We start from the raw sequence: 17,227 nt of genomic DNA, 5'->3' as shown, positions 1-17,227 counted from the left end.
GCGAATATACTAGCTAATTAACAGCGAAAAAGTCAGGGGTGAAGCCCCTGACTCATAATATACTGGTTTCCGTAAAGAATATATTTATGTCTAAAATTATTCTTTTGGAGGAAACCATGTATGACTAAGCATCACACACAACTTACCTCATCCGAAATAGCTTCTATTTGGACTGGTTACATGAATGATAGTATGTCCAAATGTATATTAAGTTATTTTCTAAAACGAATAGAAGATGAGGATATTCGTCCAGTTATCCAACTTGCATATGACATTTCGTCTAAACATTTGAAAAAACTTACGAATATTTTTCAGCAAGAGAAATTACCCATTCCAACAGCTTTCACTATGGGACATGATGTTAATTTAAATGCACCGCATCTTTTTACAGATTCTTTTATGCTCATATATATTAATCACATGGCGAAAGCAGGCATGTTAGCTTACAGTGGGTTTGTTTCAATGAGTGCTCGAGAAGATATCCGAACGTACTTTATAGCAGGACTTCAAGAGGTATCAGCTTTGTTCAATCAGAGTTCAATTGTTGCACTTTCAAAAGGAATATTCATTCGATCTCCCTACATAGCCTATCCCACAACAACCGATTATGTAGATAGTAAACAATATTTAAGTGGTTTCTCTTTTTTTAGTAAACAACGGCCATTAAATTCGATGGAAATTTCCCATCTATTTATGAATATTCAAACAAACCTCATAGGTGCTAAGCTTTCACTAGCATTTGCCCAAACATCCCCTCGAAAGGATGTTCAAGATTGGATGATAAGAGGTAGTAAAATTGCAGAAAAACATATTCAAATTTTCACTAAAGCTCTTCTTAATAATGATATACAATCACCTATATCATCAGATATTGCTATTAGTGATTCAACAATACCAGCATTTTCGGATAAGCTTGCCATGTTTCATATGAGCATTTTAACTGCAGCAGGATCAGGAAACTATGCAACAGCAGCTGCAGCAAGTCAAAGAAGCGACCTTTTTTTGAATTATGAAAGATTATCGTTTGAAATTGCCCAATATGCTAAAGATGGCGTTGGTATCATGATCCGTCATAAATGGCTTGAACAACCACCTGGAACAAAAGACAAGGAACAATTAGCTAAGAAAAAAGAATAAAGCTATATATTTAGAGTAGACTATGCAAGATGCTATAAAGGATCCTCTCATAGAACCCAATTGCATAAAGTCCAAAAAATAGAAAAACCAATCTTTAGGACTCAGAGGTTGGTTTTCTGTTTTTTAAGATGACTAAGGTATACAGCCTTAGTTAACATGATAGAACTTTCCGGCACACATGATAAAGGAAAACCTTTGGCGTAGAAGGATTTTACCTTTATAAGTCCAAGTAAGATAGTAATAGTGACTTATAAAGCAATTGAGGGATGCAGAAATGGAGGGAAGTAAATTGCCTAACAGAGAGTATCCATACTATTTTATAAAGTTAGGTAAATTATATTACGTATATCATTCGTATAAGGACGTAAAAAAGAAAGAGGTATCCAGTTACGAATTTACTAATGATGAATCGTTAGCATTTCCCATTGATAAAGAGTCTGCTAAACAATTAGCAGATAAATGTGGAGGTCATATTGTAATGAAGAATACTACGTTTAATGATTATATTAGCCAAGGAGAAAGGTGGAGTCATTTTATAGATAGCAAAAAGAAGAACATATGGAGAATCTATATCATTAATTGAATGATAAAACCTTTTAACTAATATTTATTTTGAAGAACAAGTTCATATTTGTCGTCACTAAGTGTAAATAATAAAATTTTAATAATATATAAAATACTTTAGTGTTTACTTAACGAATCATAAAACATAGGTAAAAGAAAAAGGGTGTTTTTTTCTAAGTAGAGTCGATTACAATATTTATTTTTAAAGTTATATGTATATGAATCTACAAATCTGGCCAGACTAATAACGTATTCCCCCTATTCCAATAAATTTGAAAATCCTTTGCTTATATGGGCAAAGGATTCTTTTTTATGTGAATATTTCTTAAGGTGCAAATTCTTGAAAACTAACAGTAAGATATATACCTAATGAAATAGCACATAAAGAAGCAAGTTCTATGGTTGCTTCTTTTAATTTTCACCAAAATTCATTGCAAAAAATAGCATACCTAACATGATAAGTAATGGAATTACCACGAAAGAGGTCAAACTAAAATATTTCATTAGTCCTTTTTCATGTTTTCCAAAAGCTATTACTCCACATGAAAAGCCCGCAAGATAAATGCCGACTCCTATATAAAGAATATTTGAGCTATATATGGATGTGAAATATTGTCCCACCCCAATAACAATCCCAAGCATCGATAACCACAATGAATATTGACTAAAACGTTTTTTCAATTTGGTCCTCCAAGAATTAAATATATGGTTAAGGATAACATTTATTTATCTATTAGTTAATATAAAACCAAATGTAGAAAAAAATGGACTTGTAGGATAATATATCTGTTATGATAAAACAATATAGTTTTTAATCTTTTCTAAGGGATGAAGTCTGTGAAAGAGTTTTTATCTAGCTTTTTACTTATAACAAGTTGGCTTATATTTGCTATAAATGCATATTTGTTCATTATGGTTATAGTGGCACCATATTATGCATTTATTCCTTTTTGTAAAGTACTAGGTACTGGACTAGTCTGCTTTTATTTGTCAAAAAAGCTCAATGAAAAATCTAAAGTTAGTTGGTTTTAATCTTTATATGATATACATCCATAGGATAGACAAGAAGGACGTGCTCAATCAGTGACATTTAAAGATTTTTTACCATATCATGCGTTCACAGTTATTTGCTCTAGCGTCTCTTATGCCATATTTCTTATCATCATTGAGCCTAGTTATAGAGCTATTATTGCATTTTTCATGATTTCACTTATTACACTAATTCCTTATTCTGTTGTAGCAGTACCACTGCAAATATTTTTAAATAAATGGCCTAAGAAATTTAATATGCTCTACTTATTTATCTATTGTGTCGTAGCAATCCTATTCCTTTATATCTCTTATAAGCTTCAAGGAAATTGGTCTGATCCAATATGGGATTATCGTAAAATGTTTATATTTGCATTAGGTGCAGCAGTTATATACTGGTTTTGGGATTCCATTATCATGAACAAGAATGAATATCCTTATTACTAAAAATCAAACCTAAATTAGTTGATTAGCTAATTTACATAAAACGGATCTCGGCAGCAAAGGTTTAGTTAAAACTACAATCTTACAGTTTTTAACGAAAAATGTGGTTTGAAACTAATTTCTACTTCCGTGTTACCATCATTTCCGAGAATTGTTAAGCGATTATTCTCACCTTTAATTTGGCTAATATCTTCTAATTCAAAATTAAAGATTAACCCTTTAAAGTGTTTATAACTTAAGCTTACACTACATTGACTTTCATGTACCGACATCGTCAATAGTAAATGAAAGCCATGATCGTCATCTTTGGTATACATAAACATACCTGTCTGATAATCAACCATTACTGAAGGTTCAGCTTCAAATAACTCAAGCAGCTCGTATTCATCGTACTTCATTAATGTTTAAAGCCTCCTATCTTAGTATTACTGTAATAACATGGCTATTATTATTTACAACAACCTTAAATGTATCAGATATGCTCTGTATGTACCTAGGTTTTGAACCCAATTTTTATTACATCTATATATACTCTTAGTTACCATAATCACCATTCTAGGAAACAGAAAAGGAATCTACAGTTGTAGATTCCTTCTTTATGTTTATGTATTTGTTAATTAACAGCACACAAAATTATTTTATTGTAAACTGAAGACTATGCCCTTTAGGCTTAACAGTATCTATTTTATTAAAATATCCTGAATTCTTATTTGGGTAGGAGGAACTTATGATATCGCTTAATAGAATTATAAAATTGCGGGATTTAGAAATTTTTCGAGTGTCAAAAAACGGAAGGATTTTTTCTTATGTAGTAATTGAAGACACTAGAAAACCATTCACAGAAGAAGATAAAAAATTAGATCCATTATGTTATATGGATGAAGAAGATATTAACGCGATTTTAAATGTTTTTAGGATTTCATTGATCAATGATGAAAAATTAAATGAAGAAGATTCAATGTTCCTAAAATCGTTGTTTTCAGATTTTGTTAACAATACAAATTTAACAAACTTTATTATTAAGGAATATGTTCAAGAAGATTTGTATGATTACGAAGTTAACATAACGTTTTTCAATAAAATTTTAGAGAATATAGGTTCAAGTTACATTATTGAAGAATTTGATGAAAAAAATTGGATTTATTTATCACAAGATTAAAATATAAACTATGTATGTGATATACAAAGCTAGTTTACATAAAGTCTCTTCAAGGAACCAAGCAAGCAAAAGAACCCTTGCGGCAGTAGGGTTCAGCTAAGGATTCTTTTGCTTGAGTATGCAGCTTTTTATACATCGTTGATATGACTACGTTCTGTGGGTAGTTGAAAGAAACGAGAATGTATAAAAAGCGCTCCTTTTATACATATGCTCAAGGTTGTCCTATATTGCCTTATTTATAAATTTGTTGTACAATTTTTCAGACTTTTTTATGAATTGAAGCATACAAATTCCCTAAAAGCTATCCGTCCTGCAACGATGGGGTAGCTTTCTTTTTTTGTTAATGATAATAATCAACTTAATATCTTGTCCGTAAAAGTATAAGTTCACAAATTAAAAAACTTTACAATAGAAGAAATGGATCATTTTACCATGTTGTTGCCGATAAAATTCATTATGGTGACGGACTTTTTTAGATAGCGAGCTTTTTTTAAACCAGTAATATAAGTGATAACTATATTTTGTATAAATAATCAAGTTTCAAAGGAGAAAGGTCCATATTAGAAATCAACAAGCTCTAGAGACTATTAATTATTTGTTTTTTTAAATTTAAAGTACGCATATGTACTTAATGCGACGGCTACCATCACTATACAAGTAAGAGGAAATAGAATTGTATTGATGAAATGATCATAAAACCAAGTATACAGAAAAATCACCTCGCATAGTTTAAATTCACATTGATAAGCACTAGTGTAGAAGGATTCAGGGATTGTAAGAGTTATTTTATCATCAGAAAAATCAGGCAAATGAACCTGTTATCCTCTCTGTTTCTTTCTATTTTTCAAGAACGCAACAAGAAGCAGGAGAGGAGGAATAATCGCAGAGAGGGGAATATACAAAACAAACATCTCTATCACCAATCCTTCATGGAGGTGTTCTTGAAAATTGCTAGAAATCGTCATTGACATAAATAGAATCATAAGTCCTATAGGGTATGAAAGTCGTGAAGATGATTTAATCTTAAATAAGTTGGCCGTTCCTATGACAGCCGCATAAAGCAACACGCTTATCTTAAAGAAACCACCGGTAACTAAAGCAATCATAAAAAACACATCAAGACGTTCTAAAAAGTCAGCTACCTGGATGCTTTGTATGGTACTAAGAAGGGGGAATTGTGAACGTGCAGTCAAATCAACCCCAAGTACACTAATGTTAATAAGCATGGCAATAGTCAAGTTGATGCCAGCTAATCCTGATGCACATAACATGGTCACTTTTGCCTTCTTTTGGTTTTTTAAATACGGTAAAATCATGGTAAACACAATCGCTTCACTAAAAGGAAAATACAAGATTTGAGTAAAAACAACTTTCAAGGGTGGGAATATCCCTTCTTCAAGTACTGGTTGTAAGTTCGTAATATCGATTAACCCCGAACATACAATCAGAATAAAGCCAGTGATGGCTAGGATATACATGATTATAAAAAAGATTTCTCCTGATCGGGCTATTACTTCGATACCTTTGCGAACCGTATAAATAACGACAAGGATTAATAAAGCATTCGCAATAAACAAAGGGGTATCGGGATAGGCAAAGGTTAACAACATCTCGCCGATATCACGTAGAACCCTTGCCACATTATAGATAAAATAAAAGATATAAAGAAAGGCTAGTACGCTTCCTATGGCTTTACCTAAGATTTTTTGCATGTACTCTGTAGGTAAAATATCTGGATAGTACGAGTAAAGTTTATTATAGACTAGAAACAGAACAAAACTGAATACTGTTCCAAGCAGAATCGCAAGCCAAGAGTCCTGTTTTGCGTCCATGGCAATAGGTAACAATAAAGTAGTACCCAGCTCAAACAAAACCATTAAGATAAAAAGCTGACTGGCACTAATTTTGGCTTTTTCCATTCAATTGGCGCCTCCTTTTCCATTTTATTAAAGCGACCTTCTGCTTTTTTTGAATGGTTCTTTAACTTTTTCGTCACTTGAGATTCTTTGAATATTATGTAGTAGACATTAGATTGACTTTAAGGTTAGTTCTAGACTAAAAGTATCTTTGCATGGATAAGGATTTTACTAGGAAATTTAATAAAATTAACTATACTCCATATAAAAATTAGTTAATCAAATCTGTTCCTTCCATGCTTCTTCCTGTTTTTAAAGAAAGCTACAAGAAGAAGAAAAGGAGGAACAATTCCAAGAAGAGGGATATGTATAACAAGCATTGCTACCTTTAGTCCTTCATGGTTATGTTCTTGAACATTACTCGCAATGGTGATAGACAAAAAGAGAATGATCAGCCCCAAAGGATACGATAACCGCGAAGGTGATTTAACCTTGAATAAATTGGCCGTTCCTACGACAGCTGCATAAAATAGTAAGCAAATTTTAAAGAAGATAGTGATAATTGAAGCAAGCATAAAAAATACATCAAGACGTTCTAAAAAATTAGCTACTTGGATGCTCTCAATTGTGCTAAGAAGTGGGTATTGTGAACGTTCAGTTAAATCAACACCCAGTACACAGACATTAATAAGCATGGTAATAATTAAATTGATTCCACTTAATCCTGTTGCGCATAACATAGTTACCTTTGCTTTTTGGGGATTGTCTAAATAGGGCAAAATCATCGTAAATACAATGACTTCCGTAAATGGGAAATACAACGTTTGAGTAAATACCACTTTTAGGACAGGGAATAAGCCTTCTTCCAAAATAGGTTGTAAATTTTTAATCTCAATTAAACCAGAAGAAACAATTAAGATAAAGCCAGCAACCGCAAGAACATACATGAAAATAAAAAGCAGTTCTCCCGATCGGGCTATGACCTCAATTCCATTTCTAATGGTATAAATAATGACAAGCATTAATAATGCATTCGCGATGAATAAAGGTGTGTCCGGATAGGCAAAAGTTAACAGCATCTCACCAAAATCACGTAGAACCCTTGAGGCATCGTACATAAAGTAAAGAATGTAAACAAAAGCTAGTACGGTTCCAAGTACTTTCCCTAGAATTTTTTGCATATATTCTGTAGGCAAGAGGTTGGGATAATAGGTATAAAGCCTATGATAGACTAATAATAGAATGAAACTGAATACCATTCCAAGCAGAATCGCAAGCCATGCATCTTGTTTTGCATCTATCGCAAGAGGTACCAGTAAAGCACTCCCCAGCTCAAATAGAACCATTAAAATAAAGAGCTGACTGGCACTGATTTTTGCTTTCTCCATTCAACTGGCACCTCCTTTTCCTTACTTTTGATTCTCTTTTACCCCTGAAAGAAACGATTTATTTCGTAAGCCAGCTCGACGTACGTAGGCTTCCACTGTAATATCTACATCTAACTTTGGAAAGTAGACATCATTCCATTCCGTTTTTAATTTCTTAAATTGATTTGGTCTAGTACGGTGAACCACTTCACCAAATCCCAAAATATCCGTTTTGTTTTTTTGCGCACGTTCAATAGCTGTTTTGAGCTCTTTTTTTATTTCTTTCCTTATGGATTGTTCAATTTTTGTAATGACCTTTGGATTGGTAATATCAACAGGTACCTCCATGTCACCGATATCTCCTTCAACACGTGTATGAACAGAAATATGAGGCTGATCATTCTTCATTTGAGCAGACACACTTGTTTTTTGGCGTATAGTTTGGTAGGCAATCGCTTCTTTTTTCCCTTCCCAATCAATATTAATATCGGTTCCTTGGATTTTGTCTAGAATCCATACCGTTCCTCTGGCTGGTTCTTTATACAGCCAATCCACTAATTTTCCTTGCTTTAAAACAGCAATTCCCGAAGCTCGAAGCGTTGCTTCGGGTGCACTTTCCTGAAGGTTATCCAGCTTTTGTGCTTGCTGGGGATTCCCAACTAGACGAAAGCCTGATACGACGGTTCCTCTTCCAGGAGACTCAATGCTCTTCATCACTTCTTGGAGCGATGTTTTTACATTCTCTCCCCATTTTCTTTCCGTAAACTCTAAGGTTTTTAGCACCTTATTCGCTGGAATCTTATCAACTGGTGTTAACGTTTTCACAAGATCAGCTGCGGACGAACGATTGGCAATCACGAGAGTGGAAGTATTTCGAAATTCTGGATCTCGATCAAACGCATCGATTAATGTATTAATTCCTTCTTCTTTGGCCAATTTTTCCCCAACCACGACCAAGTTTGTATGAGCATAATACAATCGTCGAGAAATTCTGCCCGAAGCCCGTCTACTTGCTTCGACTAGATTATCTCCTGAAGCTGAATAAATGGTAATAGGAGGGCTCTGGGTACCTCCTCCTCCTCCTCCTTGCATACCTCCTGCCACATTCCCTGGATTAATAATTTGGAGCGTTATGTGATATCTTCCATCTTTCGTTTTATCGACGCCCATAGCTGATACAATGGCAAGGTCAGTTAACTCTTTTTTACTCCAACAACTGGTGAGCAACATGGTTATCGTCATTATCAACAACAGAAAAAGTCCTTTACGCTTCATTGTTGTCACCTTCTTCAAGGTCCCGATTCACCATGCCACGAGACGCAGGAGGTTGCGGGTGTTGATTTGTTCCTTCTCGAACCGTGTTAGCAGTAATTAATCGCGGTCTTTGTCTCAGCGTCCACCATGGTAATCTTACGATAGTATCCCCATTATTTACGGGAATGAAAGGAGCACATGGAGCCATATAAGGTACCCCAAATGAACGTAAACTGCATAGATGGACAACCATCATCAAAAGGCACAAAATGATGCCGTAGAAACCAAATGTTGCTGCACCAATCATAAACAAAAAACGAATTAAGCGAGCTGAAATTGCCATGTCAAAGGAAGGTGTAGCAAAACTGGCAATGGCTGTGATTGATACAATGATAACCATTGCTGGTGACACAATACTTGCTTGAACGGCTGCTTGGCCAATTACAAGGGCCCCAACAATGGAGACGGCTGAACCAATGGCTTTAGGTAAGTGTATCCCTGCTTCTCGTAAGATCTCAAAGGTTAGCTCCATAAGAAGGGCTTCTACAAATGCTGGAAAGGGAACAGCTCCCCTCTGTGCCGCAATAGCTACAATGAGCGTGGTTGGCACCATTTCCTGGTGAAAGGTTGTAACAGCGACATAGGTAGCAGGCGCAATTAGCGAAATCATAAACATAAAAATACGTAAAAGACGAATGGAGGTTGCAATATCAAAACGCGCATAATAATCTTCAGCCGATTGGAAGAATTGCATGAACACAGCTGGCGCAATGAGTACAAAGGGGGTTCCATCCACAAAATAGCAATCCGCCCCTCTAACAGGTTCCCGGCTACAACATCAGGTCTTTCCGTGTTGTACATAGTTGGAAAAGGGGTCGCTGTTTGATCCTCTATTAGTTGTTCAATATAACCTGATTCCAAAATGCTATCGATATCAATTCGATGCAATCGCTGACGAATTTCTTTAACGACTTTATCATTGGCAATGCCATGTATGTACATAAGCGTTACATCTGTTTTTGTTACACGTCCAACTTTAAAAGACTCCATCCATAAATCGGGGGTTTTAATGATACGGCGTACCATAGCAGTATTGGTCCCAAGAGACTCGGTAAACGCTCCTTTTGGCCCTCGCACCACCATTTGGGTAGTGGATTCCGCAATGGAACGCTTTTCTCCACCTTTGGTGCTAGCACTCAATGCCCGGTCTACTCCATTCACTAAAATAAGAGTATCGCCTGCCATTAAAGATGCAAACAGGTCATCAAAGTTAGTGACGGAGGATAGGTTTCCAATTGTCATCATATCTTCAGAAAGCAGGTCTATCGCATTGTACTGATTTATTTCTTCTTTGTAATCATCCTTCATCATAGATAGCATTAAATACTCTTGAATAGACTGATTATCTACAATTCCATCTACATAGACAATGGCTGTTTTAATATCGGAATTTCTCCCCATTTTTATCTCACGAATAACAACATCTGAACTATTGCCGGTTTTCTGCTTAATCATGTTAAGGTTGCCTGATAATGAAACTTGTATCAGTTCTATTAGGTGATCGGTAGTTTGATTCTCTTCATCCTGTGGTCGTTTCTTTTTTTGTTTGCGATCTTTAAAAAACGAAGGCATAGATTTAAGCACCCTTCTTTAAGTTTTTATTACTTTAACCATATAAGAGTTTTTTATGTAAAAATTAACAATAAATATTTATGTATCATCATAGAAGAAAGGGAAGAACCTATTAAATGGAGCGTGATAAATATGAAAATTATAGGTATTAGCCTTTTAATGATGGGATGCTTAATGGGCTTTTCTTTAGGCATCGATATTTTTCAAGGATTTGATGTTTCTCAGGCGTTGTCCAACGCCTTGAGTCCTTTTCGAGTAATGGAGATTGCTGAATTATTTGTGCTCTTTCTTCTTCTTTTTCTTTTTTTTGCTGAATCTGCGTATCTTTTTATAAAGAAGAAAAATCAAAGCAAGTAACCATATACTCATCAATCCTTATTTTTAAAAATAGGAAATGGACATAATGGTAATTTAGTTCAGGTTATTCGTTTCAATTGCTTCTTTCTTTAGTCAAGGTCCACATAAAATAATTCATTGTTTCTATTCGTTAGTTGGTTTTTTATCCATTCCTTCACGTTGTTCATTCTGGAATCAAACGCCATTTGAAAGAGACCAGTCAACTGAAAATCGGCGAAATCGCTTCCTTTTAATTTAAGAAATGACTCCTCATAAGAAGAGAAATGAAGCTGTTTGAATAAAAAATTGTCCATAGCCTCTCGAATATATTCTTCATTTTTCCAACAATTCATAGGAACATGAGCAAATTGCCAAGGTCTAAAGACCCCAGGATAAATAGCTTCTACCACTTGAAAAGGGGATTGGCCGAAAAGGGAAAAGACACCTCCTAGGCTATGTTGATTAAAAAAGTGAATATTAACCTGAATAGGAATTTCTTTAAGAGGGATTTTTAGTTTTTCCTCTATTACATACTTTACTGCCTCAATAGCTCGTCGTTTTCCTTCTTCTCCGTGCCAATATTTATCGGGAGCTTGTTGAAACTGCCAAGGTTTAAATTTTCCTGGGTAGGCATTATCAATGACTTCATAATAATTCCATCCATATAGCATAGCAGGGGGTCTGAGACGATGAGACCACAATGTATTTGCGCTTACTTGAAAAGGGATTTCATCGATAGGGATCGATAAGCGTTGCTCAAGTAAATAGCATGTCATATATCGCATATATTTTTTTCCTTCATTACCTACAAAGAAATAATTCGGAAATCGTTTTCTTCTCTTGTCTAGAACATCTTGATAAACTTCAATGACTTGTTCCTTATTCACTATCGAAAGCCCCTTTTGATAAAGTAATTTTTTTATTATGTAAATAGGGATGAGGGAATTGATAAAGGAAAAATAATATACTCGTGCATATTGGTTCTTGAAACCAAACTCCAACGAGTCCGCCATCCTTTCTAGGCTGCGAATTTTTTGTGTTTAAAACAAAAATGTGATCGCTTTCTACTTTGATTTGTTGTAAAATAAAAAAGGCATGTTAATTGGAGATTTTTCGAAATGTCACCTTAACTCATTGAACCTATTCCCACATCACAGCACCAGGGAATAGGTTTTTTTATGTAATTATGGATATAGTATTTAAACCCAAATTTAAAGTGGTATTATTCGTATAAATTTAACAATAACACAAAATATATAGTTCATAAAAGTATACGTTTACGAACTTTTCTTTTATATAAGAAATCTATTATTTTTACCGTTCGTTTAAGTTCGGAAATTAATTACAAACGTATTCTGAAATACACATACTTTTACGAACGTTTTTGATGAAATAAGTTAGAAGGAAAAACGCAAAGAAGCCTATGTCCTTATGGGGATTATATAGGCTTCTAGTGATTAACATTAATGATATGTATAGTACTAATATTATTATCTCAGTAAACGCTTCATCTTTTCTTCTGTTTCGTTCTCTTGACGAGGCTGATAAACGGTTACTTTTAATTGGGGTGCATCATACACTTGGAGCGTAATATGATCCATGATCATTTTTCCTGCCACAGGGTGAATAATGGTCTTTTTTCCACACGGCGTACCTAAAACTTCATGGTTAGACCACCACTCATAAAACTGAGGACTTTTCTCGCTAAGTTCACTAATAATGGTTTTAAACCACTCATCTCCAACGAAGCGTGTGTAAGCTAGGCGAAATTGGGCAATTAGTCGTTGAGCATGATCTTCCCAATTTTGAAAAAGGTTTTGATATTCTTTGGAAGTGAAGCAGCGCCACACTGCATTGCAGTTTCGCTCATCCATCTCGTTAAAGTCCCCAAATACCATCACAGCAGCTTTATTCCAGTCTACGATGTTAAGTTTTTCGTCTGTTACATAGGCAGGGCAATGACCTAATTGGCTTAATAAATTTTTGACAACGCGATCTATATTTTCTTTTTCATTCTGCACGGTTGCAGATGGAATCGGCTGATTGCCTAATAAAAATAAATGCTCCATTTCTTCTTTGTTTAATTTAAAAATACGGGATATGGCTTCTAATACTTCAGAAGACACTTGTATATCTCGTCCTTGTTCCAGCCACGTATACCAAGTTATGCCGACTCCTGCTAGTTGAGACACTTCTTCTCTACGCAATCCTTTGGCTCTTCTCCTCGGTCCAATAGGCAAGTTAAAATCTTGTGGAGACAATCGTTCTCGTCTTATCTTTAGAAAATCCCCTAATTCTTTTCTTCTTTCTTTATCGCTTACCATGAGTTTACTCCTTCGTGTAGGTAGTACTTTTACTACTAGTATAACTAGACTCCTATTACCATTATAATCCTTATTTTATGATCTAGGTAAGGGAGGTGAAACAGATGATAGTAAAAGATAGCGAAAAAAAGTCTCATATATCAAGAGGCTTAGTTCTTTTAATGGCTACGGTTTGCGGGTTTACAGTGGCTAACGTCTACTTGAACCAAACTCTTTTAGTCAGCATGTCTGCCAGTTTTCATGTTTCAGCAGCCAGCATAGGTATCATAGCTACCTTAGCTCAAATTGGATATGCACTAGGAAATCTTTTTTTAGTACCGTTAGGAGACATTTTCGAACGAAAAAAATTAATTTTGTTTTTATTATTCGCTATATGTATCGTTCTTGCTTTAAACGCTTTATCTATCAACAAAATGTGGATGATGGTTACAAGCTTAGCTTTAGGAATCGTAACGGTTGTTCCTCAAATTATTGTTCCGCTGACTGCGAATATAGCTTCAGATCATAATAGAGGAAAAGTTTTAGGAAATGTGGCGATTGGATTAGTTTGTGGTATTTTAGGCGCTCGGCTTGCTAGTGGTTTTATTGATGTTCATTTCGGATGGCGAATGGTGTATTGGACGTCCGCTGTGGCTACACTTTTTATGATTTTGTTAGTTTACATCTATTTTCCAAGAAGTATAGGAGGAAATGCGACCAGTTATAAACACTTACTTATGTCTTTAGGTCCGTTATTTATAAAAGAAAGAGCCCTGCAAAAAGCATGTGTAAGTCAGGGAATGATGTTTGCTTCTTTTAGCGCATTTTGGACCACGCTTGTCTTTTTATTACATACACATCCCTATTCGTATGGCAGTGACATGGTGGGGGTAATAGGGTTAGTCGGGATAGCGGGAGCGTTTGCTACGCCCGTTATCGGACGTTTAATCGATACAAAAGGGGCGAAGTTTGCAAGTCTTTTGTGTATGTCCGTATCTTTACTTGCCTTTATAGGTCTTATAAGGGGAGGGTACTGGTTGCCTGGGTTAATTTTAGGAGCTCTTCTCATAACGATAGGCACTCAAGCAAACCAAGTTGCCTGTCAGTTTACTATTTTCCAATTAGGAGGCGGAAAAAGAAGTCGATTAAATGGATTATATATGGTTTCCACATTTTTAGGAGGGTCTCTAGGATCTTATGTGGGTTTACTTGCATGGAGTAAATGGCAGTGGAATGGGGTGTGTGCAATAGCCATACTGATGATAGCCATTAGTTGTTGTTCTTTAATTCCAATGAGCATTCCTAAAAAAATGATAGGGAATTTAATGAATAAGAAAGGAAGTAATATGTAATGGGAACACATACAGATAACTTTCAACGAGGATTAGATATATTAGCTAAGATTGATCCAGAGAACTACAAGGACATAATGGCAGGCTTTGAACAGTCAGCTCTCCCTGATTTAGGAACGTTAGCTGTAGAGTTTAATTACGGACAAATTTTCTCGAGACCAGGCTTAGACTTAAAGTCACGCCTTCTTGCTACAGTGGCTGGCCTAACTGCATTAGGCAATACGGAACAGCTAAAATTTTATATAAACGGGGCTTTGAATGTTGGCTGGACACAGGAAGAAATTTTAGAAGCAATGTTACAGATGGTCATTTATGCTGGATTTCCTGTAGCTTTAAATACAATTTTGACAGTTGCCAATGAAGTCTTTTACGAAAGAAATGAAAAGGAGAAACAAAATGATTATTGATAGTCATGCACATGTGGTTTTGCCTATAGAGAAACATATTAAAATGATGGATGACAGTGGAATAGATAAGACCGTATTGTTTTCTACTCTTGTTCATCCAGAAAAAAGCAGCAATGTTAAAGAATTTACCACGGAAATGAACAGGTTAAATCAAATTCTAAATAACGAGATGAATCCTGTACAAGCACGTTTAAATGCGCTAGAAGAAGTAAGCGTTACGATTAAGCAGCACCCGAATCGGTTTGTAGGGTTTGGTTCGGTTCCGCTTTGTTATTCTCCTGGTGATATCACCTTAAACGAATGGGTAGAGAAACTTGTCAAAGAGCAAAAGATGAAAGGTCTCGGAGAATTTACTCTTGGTCCAGGTCAAATTCCATTGTTAGAACCTATATTTAAAGCAGCAGGTTACTATACGTCTTTGCCTATCTGGGTACATACTTTTCATCCTTTGAACTTAAAGGATATTCAGGAGTTATTTCTTCTCACTCAAAAATATGAAAATGTGCCGGTGATATACGGGCATATGGGCGGAATTCATTGGCTACAAACGATAGAAATGATAAAAGACACTAAAAATGCTTACTTAGATATATCTGCATTTTATACAACATACGCCTTGTCTTTGGCTATAAAAGAGATACCTGAAAGAACGTTATTTAGTTCAGATTTCCCCTATGGAGATCCATGTTTAAATCTACAGGCTGTCAAGCGTTATACATCTAGCGGAGAAGTTGTAGACAGAGTGTTAGGTGGGAATATCTCGAATCTGCTTCATATATAAATTCAGCGTTTTTTGTTTGATGTTGTGTTGTATGGGATAACTAGCAGTGAATTTTAAAATTATTTTCTGCCTTGAAATAAAAAAGGCAGCCAAATAGAGGGCTGCCTTTTAAACGAAATTCTAGAATTTCGTTTTATCATCATATATGATGAATTCCATTTGAAATATATCATATTCTGTAGTCCTTCAGTTTCTTAATTCCTCTCTCGGAGATACCTTTAAAGACTCACATTATAAAATCTACTTACTTAATTTTGTTTATTGCTAACAAGAGTGACATGGGGAGTTTTACCTTTTGATTTCCTAGATGAAAGATAAACGCCAGTAAAGATAATAAATAGTCCAACGACTACGTTTGGAGTAATTGTCTCTCCCAGTAGTAAATAACCCCATACCATGGCCGAGGCAGGGATCAGGTAAGTAACCGTCGCTGCTAATTCAGGGCCACCATTTTTATTGATATAAAAATAGATTAACTGACCCAATCCTGAGCCAAAACAGCCGAGACCCACAATTGCCAGAATCGGAAGTGGATGAATCAACAAATCTGATTTAAATGGTTCGGTAATCAACATCCCAACTAAACCGATGATAGCACCTGTTAGTAGGGTGAAGGTTGTTATAGTTAGTACGCTCACCTCAGACAGAAACCGTTTTGTTAACTGCCCAGCAAACCCATAGCAGATACAAGCAACAAGCATTGTTCCAATCCCAACAAACCCTTTCCCGAAAATCTGACCAAATTGAAAATTCATGAGAACGAGTATCCCGAAAAAACCGATAAGAATACCGATCCACTGACGTCCGGTAAGTCGATAAGAAAAAAGAATAAATCCGATAAGACCTGTCCAGATTGGAGTGGTCGCATTCAGAATGGAGGCAGTCGTACTGTTTATCTCAGTTTCGCTTAAGGAAATTAATCCCCACGCTAAACCACAGTTAAATATACCAACAACAATCAACGCCTTCCAGGGTAGTTTCTCTTTAACTTCTCTGCGCTTCCACCATAGAAACGGGAGCAAGATGATAGCACCTGCTAGACAACGAAAAAATACAATTCCCCATATACCAGCTGAGGGAAGCAACCACTTCATAAATACAAAAGATAAACCCCAAATGAAACTAAGCCCAATTAAGGCTCCATACAATCGAAACATAATACACCTCCTTACTTCACTTATTATGGCAAATTTTGTTGATTATTTCATTCTGAAATTTTGCTTTTCAGAACATTTTCTCATGTTTTTTATTTTCGTTATCTCCATATCTTTCTCTAGGTATATAAGGTATTTCTTTTTAATAAAATAATAAATTCGACGTTATTCATAGGAATAATTCGGAAAAATTTAGAGTTTTTATCGAAAAGAGAACGTTTGTTCTTGTGTAATATAGAGAACGGATGTTCTTTTTTTGAAAGATTCTTTCGATCGATTATGAGTAGCTACCAAACAGATTCATTATATGTATCGACATGCAGGCATTCCTTGCTTTGTTTTTTTCTATATTAAATGCAAACGTTGAAGAAGGGCATTTCCTACATTTGAAGAATAGTAACACCATTAAATGAATTGAAGGTTGACTGTATGATTGCTAGAGCGACAGATTA

16 protein-coding genes and 1 pseudogene are annotated in these 17,227 nt (G+C 35.3%); 8 read left to right on the top strand and 9 right to left on the bottom strand.

Annotation, left to right across the window (positions count from 1 at the left end; genetic code table 11):
- The first annotated feature begins 120 nt into the window (after positions 1 to 120).
- On the top strand, positions 121 to 1,137 hold the full coding sequence (locus ACN6NE_RS02165) for a DUF3231 family protein (RefSeq protein WP_129703405.1): 1,017 nt from the start codon (positions 121 to 123) through the stop codon (positions 1,135 to 1,137).
- 289 nt (positions 1,138 to 1,426) lie between these two features.
- Positions 1,427 to 1,720, top strand: a complete 294-nt coding sequence (locus tag ACN6NE_RS02160; RefSeq protein ID WP_129703403.1) for a hypothetical protein — start codon at positions 1,427 to 1,429, stop codon at positions 1,718 to 1,720.
- Between the two features lie 392 nt (positions 1,721 to 2,112).
- Here the strand turns inward: ACN6NE_RS02160 and ACN6NE_RS02155 are convergent, their stop codons facing one another.
- On the bottom strand, positions 2,113 to 2,382 hold the full coding sequence (locus tag ACN6NE_RS02155) for a hypothetical protein (RefSeq protein ID WP_129703401.1): 270 nt from the start codon (positions 2,380 to 2,382) through the stop codon (positions 2,113 to 2,115).
- Positions 2,383 to 2,784: 402 nt separating this feature from the next.
- On the opposite strand from ACN6NE_RS02155, the gene ACN6NE_RS02150 reads away from it, so the two are divergent.
- A complete protein-coding gene (locus tag ACN6NE_RS02150) occupies positions 2,785 to 3,177 on the top strand; it encodes a UPF0715 family protein (protein ID WP_129703397.1) in 393 nt (130 codons plus the stop codon).
- A gap of 71 nt (positions 3,178 to 3,248) precedes the next feature.
- Here ACN6NE_RS02150 and ACN6NE_RS02145 read toward each other — a convergent pair whose 3' ends face one another.
- Entirely contained in the window at positions 3,249 to 3,572 is a 324-nt protein-coding gene (locus tag ACN6NE_RS02145) for a hypothetical protein (RefSeq protein ID WP_474324271.1), read from the bottom strand.
- A 329-nt stretch (positions 3,573 to 3,901) separates the two neighbouring features.
- Between ACN6NE_RS02145 and ACN6NE_RS02140 the strand changes: the two genes are divergently transcribed.
- A complete protein-coding gene (locus ACN6NE_RS02140) occupies positions 3,902 to 4,333 on the top strand; it encodes a terpene synthase (RefSeq protein ID WP_129703395.1) in 432 nt (143 codons plus the stop codon).
- An 818-nt stretch (positions 4,334 to 5,151) separates the two neighbouring features.
- Here ACN6NE_RS02140 and ACN6NE_RS02135 read toward each other — a convergent pair.
- The 4 genes and pseudogenes from ACN6NE_RS02135 to ACN6NE_RS02120 all read right to left on the bottom strand — a co-directional run bounded on the left by ACN6NE_RS02135 (position 5,152) and on the right by ACN6NE_RS02120 (position 10,442).
- Positions 5,152 to 6,252: a GerAB/ArcD/ProY family transporter gene (locus tag ACN6NE_RS02135; RefSeq protein WP_474324270.1), complete on the bottom strand. Its 1,101-nt coding sequence runs from the start codon at positions 6,250 to 6,252 to the stop codon at positions 5,152 to 5,154.
- A gap of 212 nt (positions 6,253 to 6,464) precedes the next feature.
- Complete coding sequence (locus ACN6NE_RS02130) at positions 6,465 to 7,577, bottom strand: GerAB/ArcD/ProY family transporter (RefSeq protein WP_474324268.1); 1,113 nt, start codon at positions 7,575 to 7,577, stop codon at positions 6,465 to 6,467.
- A 21-nt stretch (positions 7,578 to 7,598) separates the two neighbouring features.
- Positions 7,599 to 8,831 carry a Ger(x)C family spore germination protein gene (locus ACN6NE_RS02125; RefSeq protein WP_474324265.1) on the bottom strand — a complete coding sequence of 411 codons (1,233 nt, stop codon included), beginning with the start codon at positions 8,829 to 8,831 and terminating at the stop codon, positions 7,599 to 7,601.
- Positions 8,821 to 10,442 (bottom strand): annotated as a pseudogene (locus ACN6NE_RS02120) (spore germination protein). Before ACN6NE_RS02120 ends, ACN6NE_RS02125 begins: the two are co-directional and overlap by 11 nt.
- A 132-nt stretch (positions 10,443 to 10,574) precedes the next feature.
- Between ACN6NE_RS02120 and ACN6NE_RS02115 the strand changes: the two are divergent.
- Positions 10,575 to 10,799 carry a YczF family membrane protein gene (locus tag ACN6NE_RS02115; RefSeq protein WP_474324264.1) on the top strand — a complete coding sequence of 75 codons (225 nt, stop codon included), beginning with the start codon at positions 10,575 to 10,577 and terminating at the stop codon, positions 10,797 to 10,799.
- Between the two features lie 89 nt (positions 10,800 to 10,888).
- Here the strand turns inward: ACN6NE_RS02115 and ACN6NE_RS02110 are convergent, their stop codons facing one another.
- Complete coding sequence (locus ACN6NE_RS02110; protein WP_129703386.1) at positions 10,889 to 11,665, bottom strand: DUF4046 domain-containing protein; 777 nt, start codon at positions 11,663 to 11,665, stop codon at positions 10,889 to 10,891.
- Positions 11,666 to 12,268: 603 nt separating this feature from the next.
- Positions 12,269 to 13,102 (bottom strand): helix-turn-helix transcriptional regulator, encoded by an 834-nt coding sequence (locus tag ACN6NE_RS02105; protein WP_129703384.1) that lies wholly within the window; start codon positions 13,100 to 13,102, stop codon positions 12,269 to 12,271.
- A 104-nt stretch (positions 13,103 to 13,206) separates the two neighbouring features.
- On the opposite strand from ACN6NE_RS02105, the gene ACN6NE_RS02100 reads away from it, so the two are divergent.
- The 3 genes from ACN6NE_RS02100 to ACN6NE_RS02090 are packed head-to-tail and all read left to right on the top strand — an operon-like array spanning position 13,207 to position 15,621.
- Entirely contained in the window at positions 13,207 to 14,433 is a 1,227-nt protein-coding gene (locus tag ACN6NE_RS02100) for an MFS transporter (protein ID WP_474324262.1), read from the top strand.
- Positions 14,433 to 14,840: a carboxymuconolactone decarboxylase family protein gene (locus ACN6NE_RS02095; protein WP_129703380.1), complete on the top strand. Its 408-nt coding sequence runs from the start codon at positions 14,433 to 14,435 to the stop codon at positions 14,838 to 14,840. Before ACN6NE_RS02100 ends, ACN6NE_RS02095 begins: the two co-directional genes overlap by 1 nt.
- Positions 14,830 to 15,621: an amidohydrolase family protein gene (locus ACN6NE_RS02090; protein ID WP_474324261.1), complete on the top strand. Its 792-nt coding sequence runs from the start codon at positions 14,830 to 14,832 to the stop codon at positions 15,619 to 15,621. Before ACN6NE_RS02095 ends, ACN6NE_RS02090 begins: the two co-directional genes overlap by 11 nt.
- Positions 15,622 to 15,869: 248 nt before the next feature.
- On the opposite strand, the gene ACN6NE_RS02085 is transcribed toward ACN6NE_RS02090, so the two are convergent.
- Positions 15,870 to 16,778 carry a DMT family transporter gene (locus ACN6NE_RS02085; protein ID WP_474324259.1) on the bottom strand — a complete coding sequence of 303 codons (909 nt, stop codon included), beginning with the start codon at positions 16,776 to 16,778 and terminating at the stop codon, positions 15,870 to 15,872.
- Positions 16,779 to 17,227: the final 449 nt, after the last annotated feature.

Source organism: Priestia sp. 53B2 (assembly GCF_056099005.1).
Note: the sequence above shows the minus strand (reverse complement) of the source record. Positions and strands in the feature narration are given on the sequence as shown.

What these genes read in the sequence shown, in the direction of transcription:
- ACN6NE_RS02165 (WP_129703405.1), top strand. Translation starts at nt 121, where the DNA reads ATGACTAAGCATCACACACAACTTACCTCATCCGAAATAGCTTCTATT.
- ACN6NE_RS02145 (WP_474324271.1), bottom strand. Translation starts at nt 3,572, where the DNA reads ATGAAGTACGATGAATACGAGCTGCTTGAGTTATTTGAAGCTGAACCT.
- ACN6NE_RS02140 (WP_129703395.1), top strand. Translation starts at nt 3,902, where the DNA reads ATGATATCGCTTAATAGAATTATAAAATTGCGGGATTTAGAAATTTTT.
- ACN6NE_RS02135 (WP_474324270.1), bottom strand. Translation starts at nt 6,252, where the DNA reads ATGGAAAAAGCCAAAATTAGTGCCAGTCAGCTTTTTATCTTAATGGTT.
- ACN6NE_RS02130 (WP_474324268.1), bottom strand. Translation starts at nt 7,577, where the DNA reads ATGGAGAAAGCAAAAATCAGTGCCAGTCAGCTCTTTATTTTAATGGTT.
- ACN6NE_RS02125 (WP_474324265.1), bottom strand. Translation starts at nt 8,831, where the DNA reads ATGAAGCGTAAAGGACTTTTTCTGTTGTTGATAATGACGATAACCATG.
- ACN6NE_RS02115 (WP_474324264.1), top strand. Translation starts at nt 10,575, where the DNA reads ATGAAAATTATAGGTATTAGCCTTTTAATGATGGGATGCTTAATGGGC.
- ACN6NE_RS02105 (WP_129703384.1), bottom strand. Translation starts at nt 13,102, where the DNA reads ATGGTAAGCGATAAAGAAAGAAGAAAAGAATTAGGGGATTTTCTAAAG.
- ACN6NE_RS02100 (WP_474324262.1), top strand. Translation starts at nt 13,207, where the DNA reads ATGATAGTAAAAGATAGCGAAAAAAAGTCTCATATATCAAGAGGCTTA.
- ACN6NE_RS02095 (WP_129703380.1), top strand. Translation starts at nt 14,433, where the DNA reads ATGGGAACACATACAGATAACTTTCAACGAGGATTAGATATATTAGCT.
- ACN6NE_RS02090 (WP_474324261.1), top strand. Translation starts at nt 14,830, where the DNA reads ATGATTATTGATAGTCATGCACATGTGGTTTTGCCTATAGAGAAACAT.
- ACN6NE_RS02085 (WP_474324259.1), bottom strand. Translation starts at nt 16,778, where the DNA reads ATGTTTCGATTGTATGGAGCCTTAATTGGGCTTAGTTTCATTTGGGGT.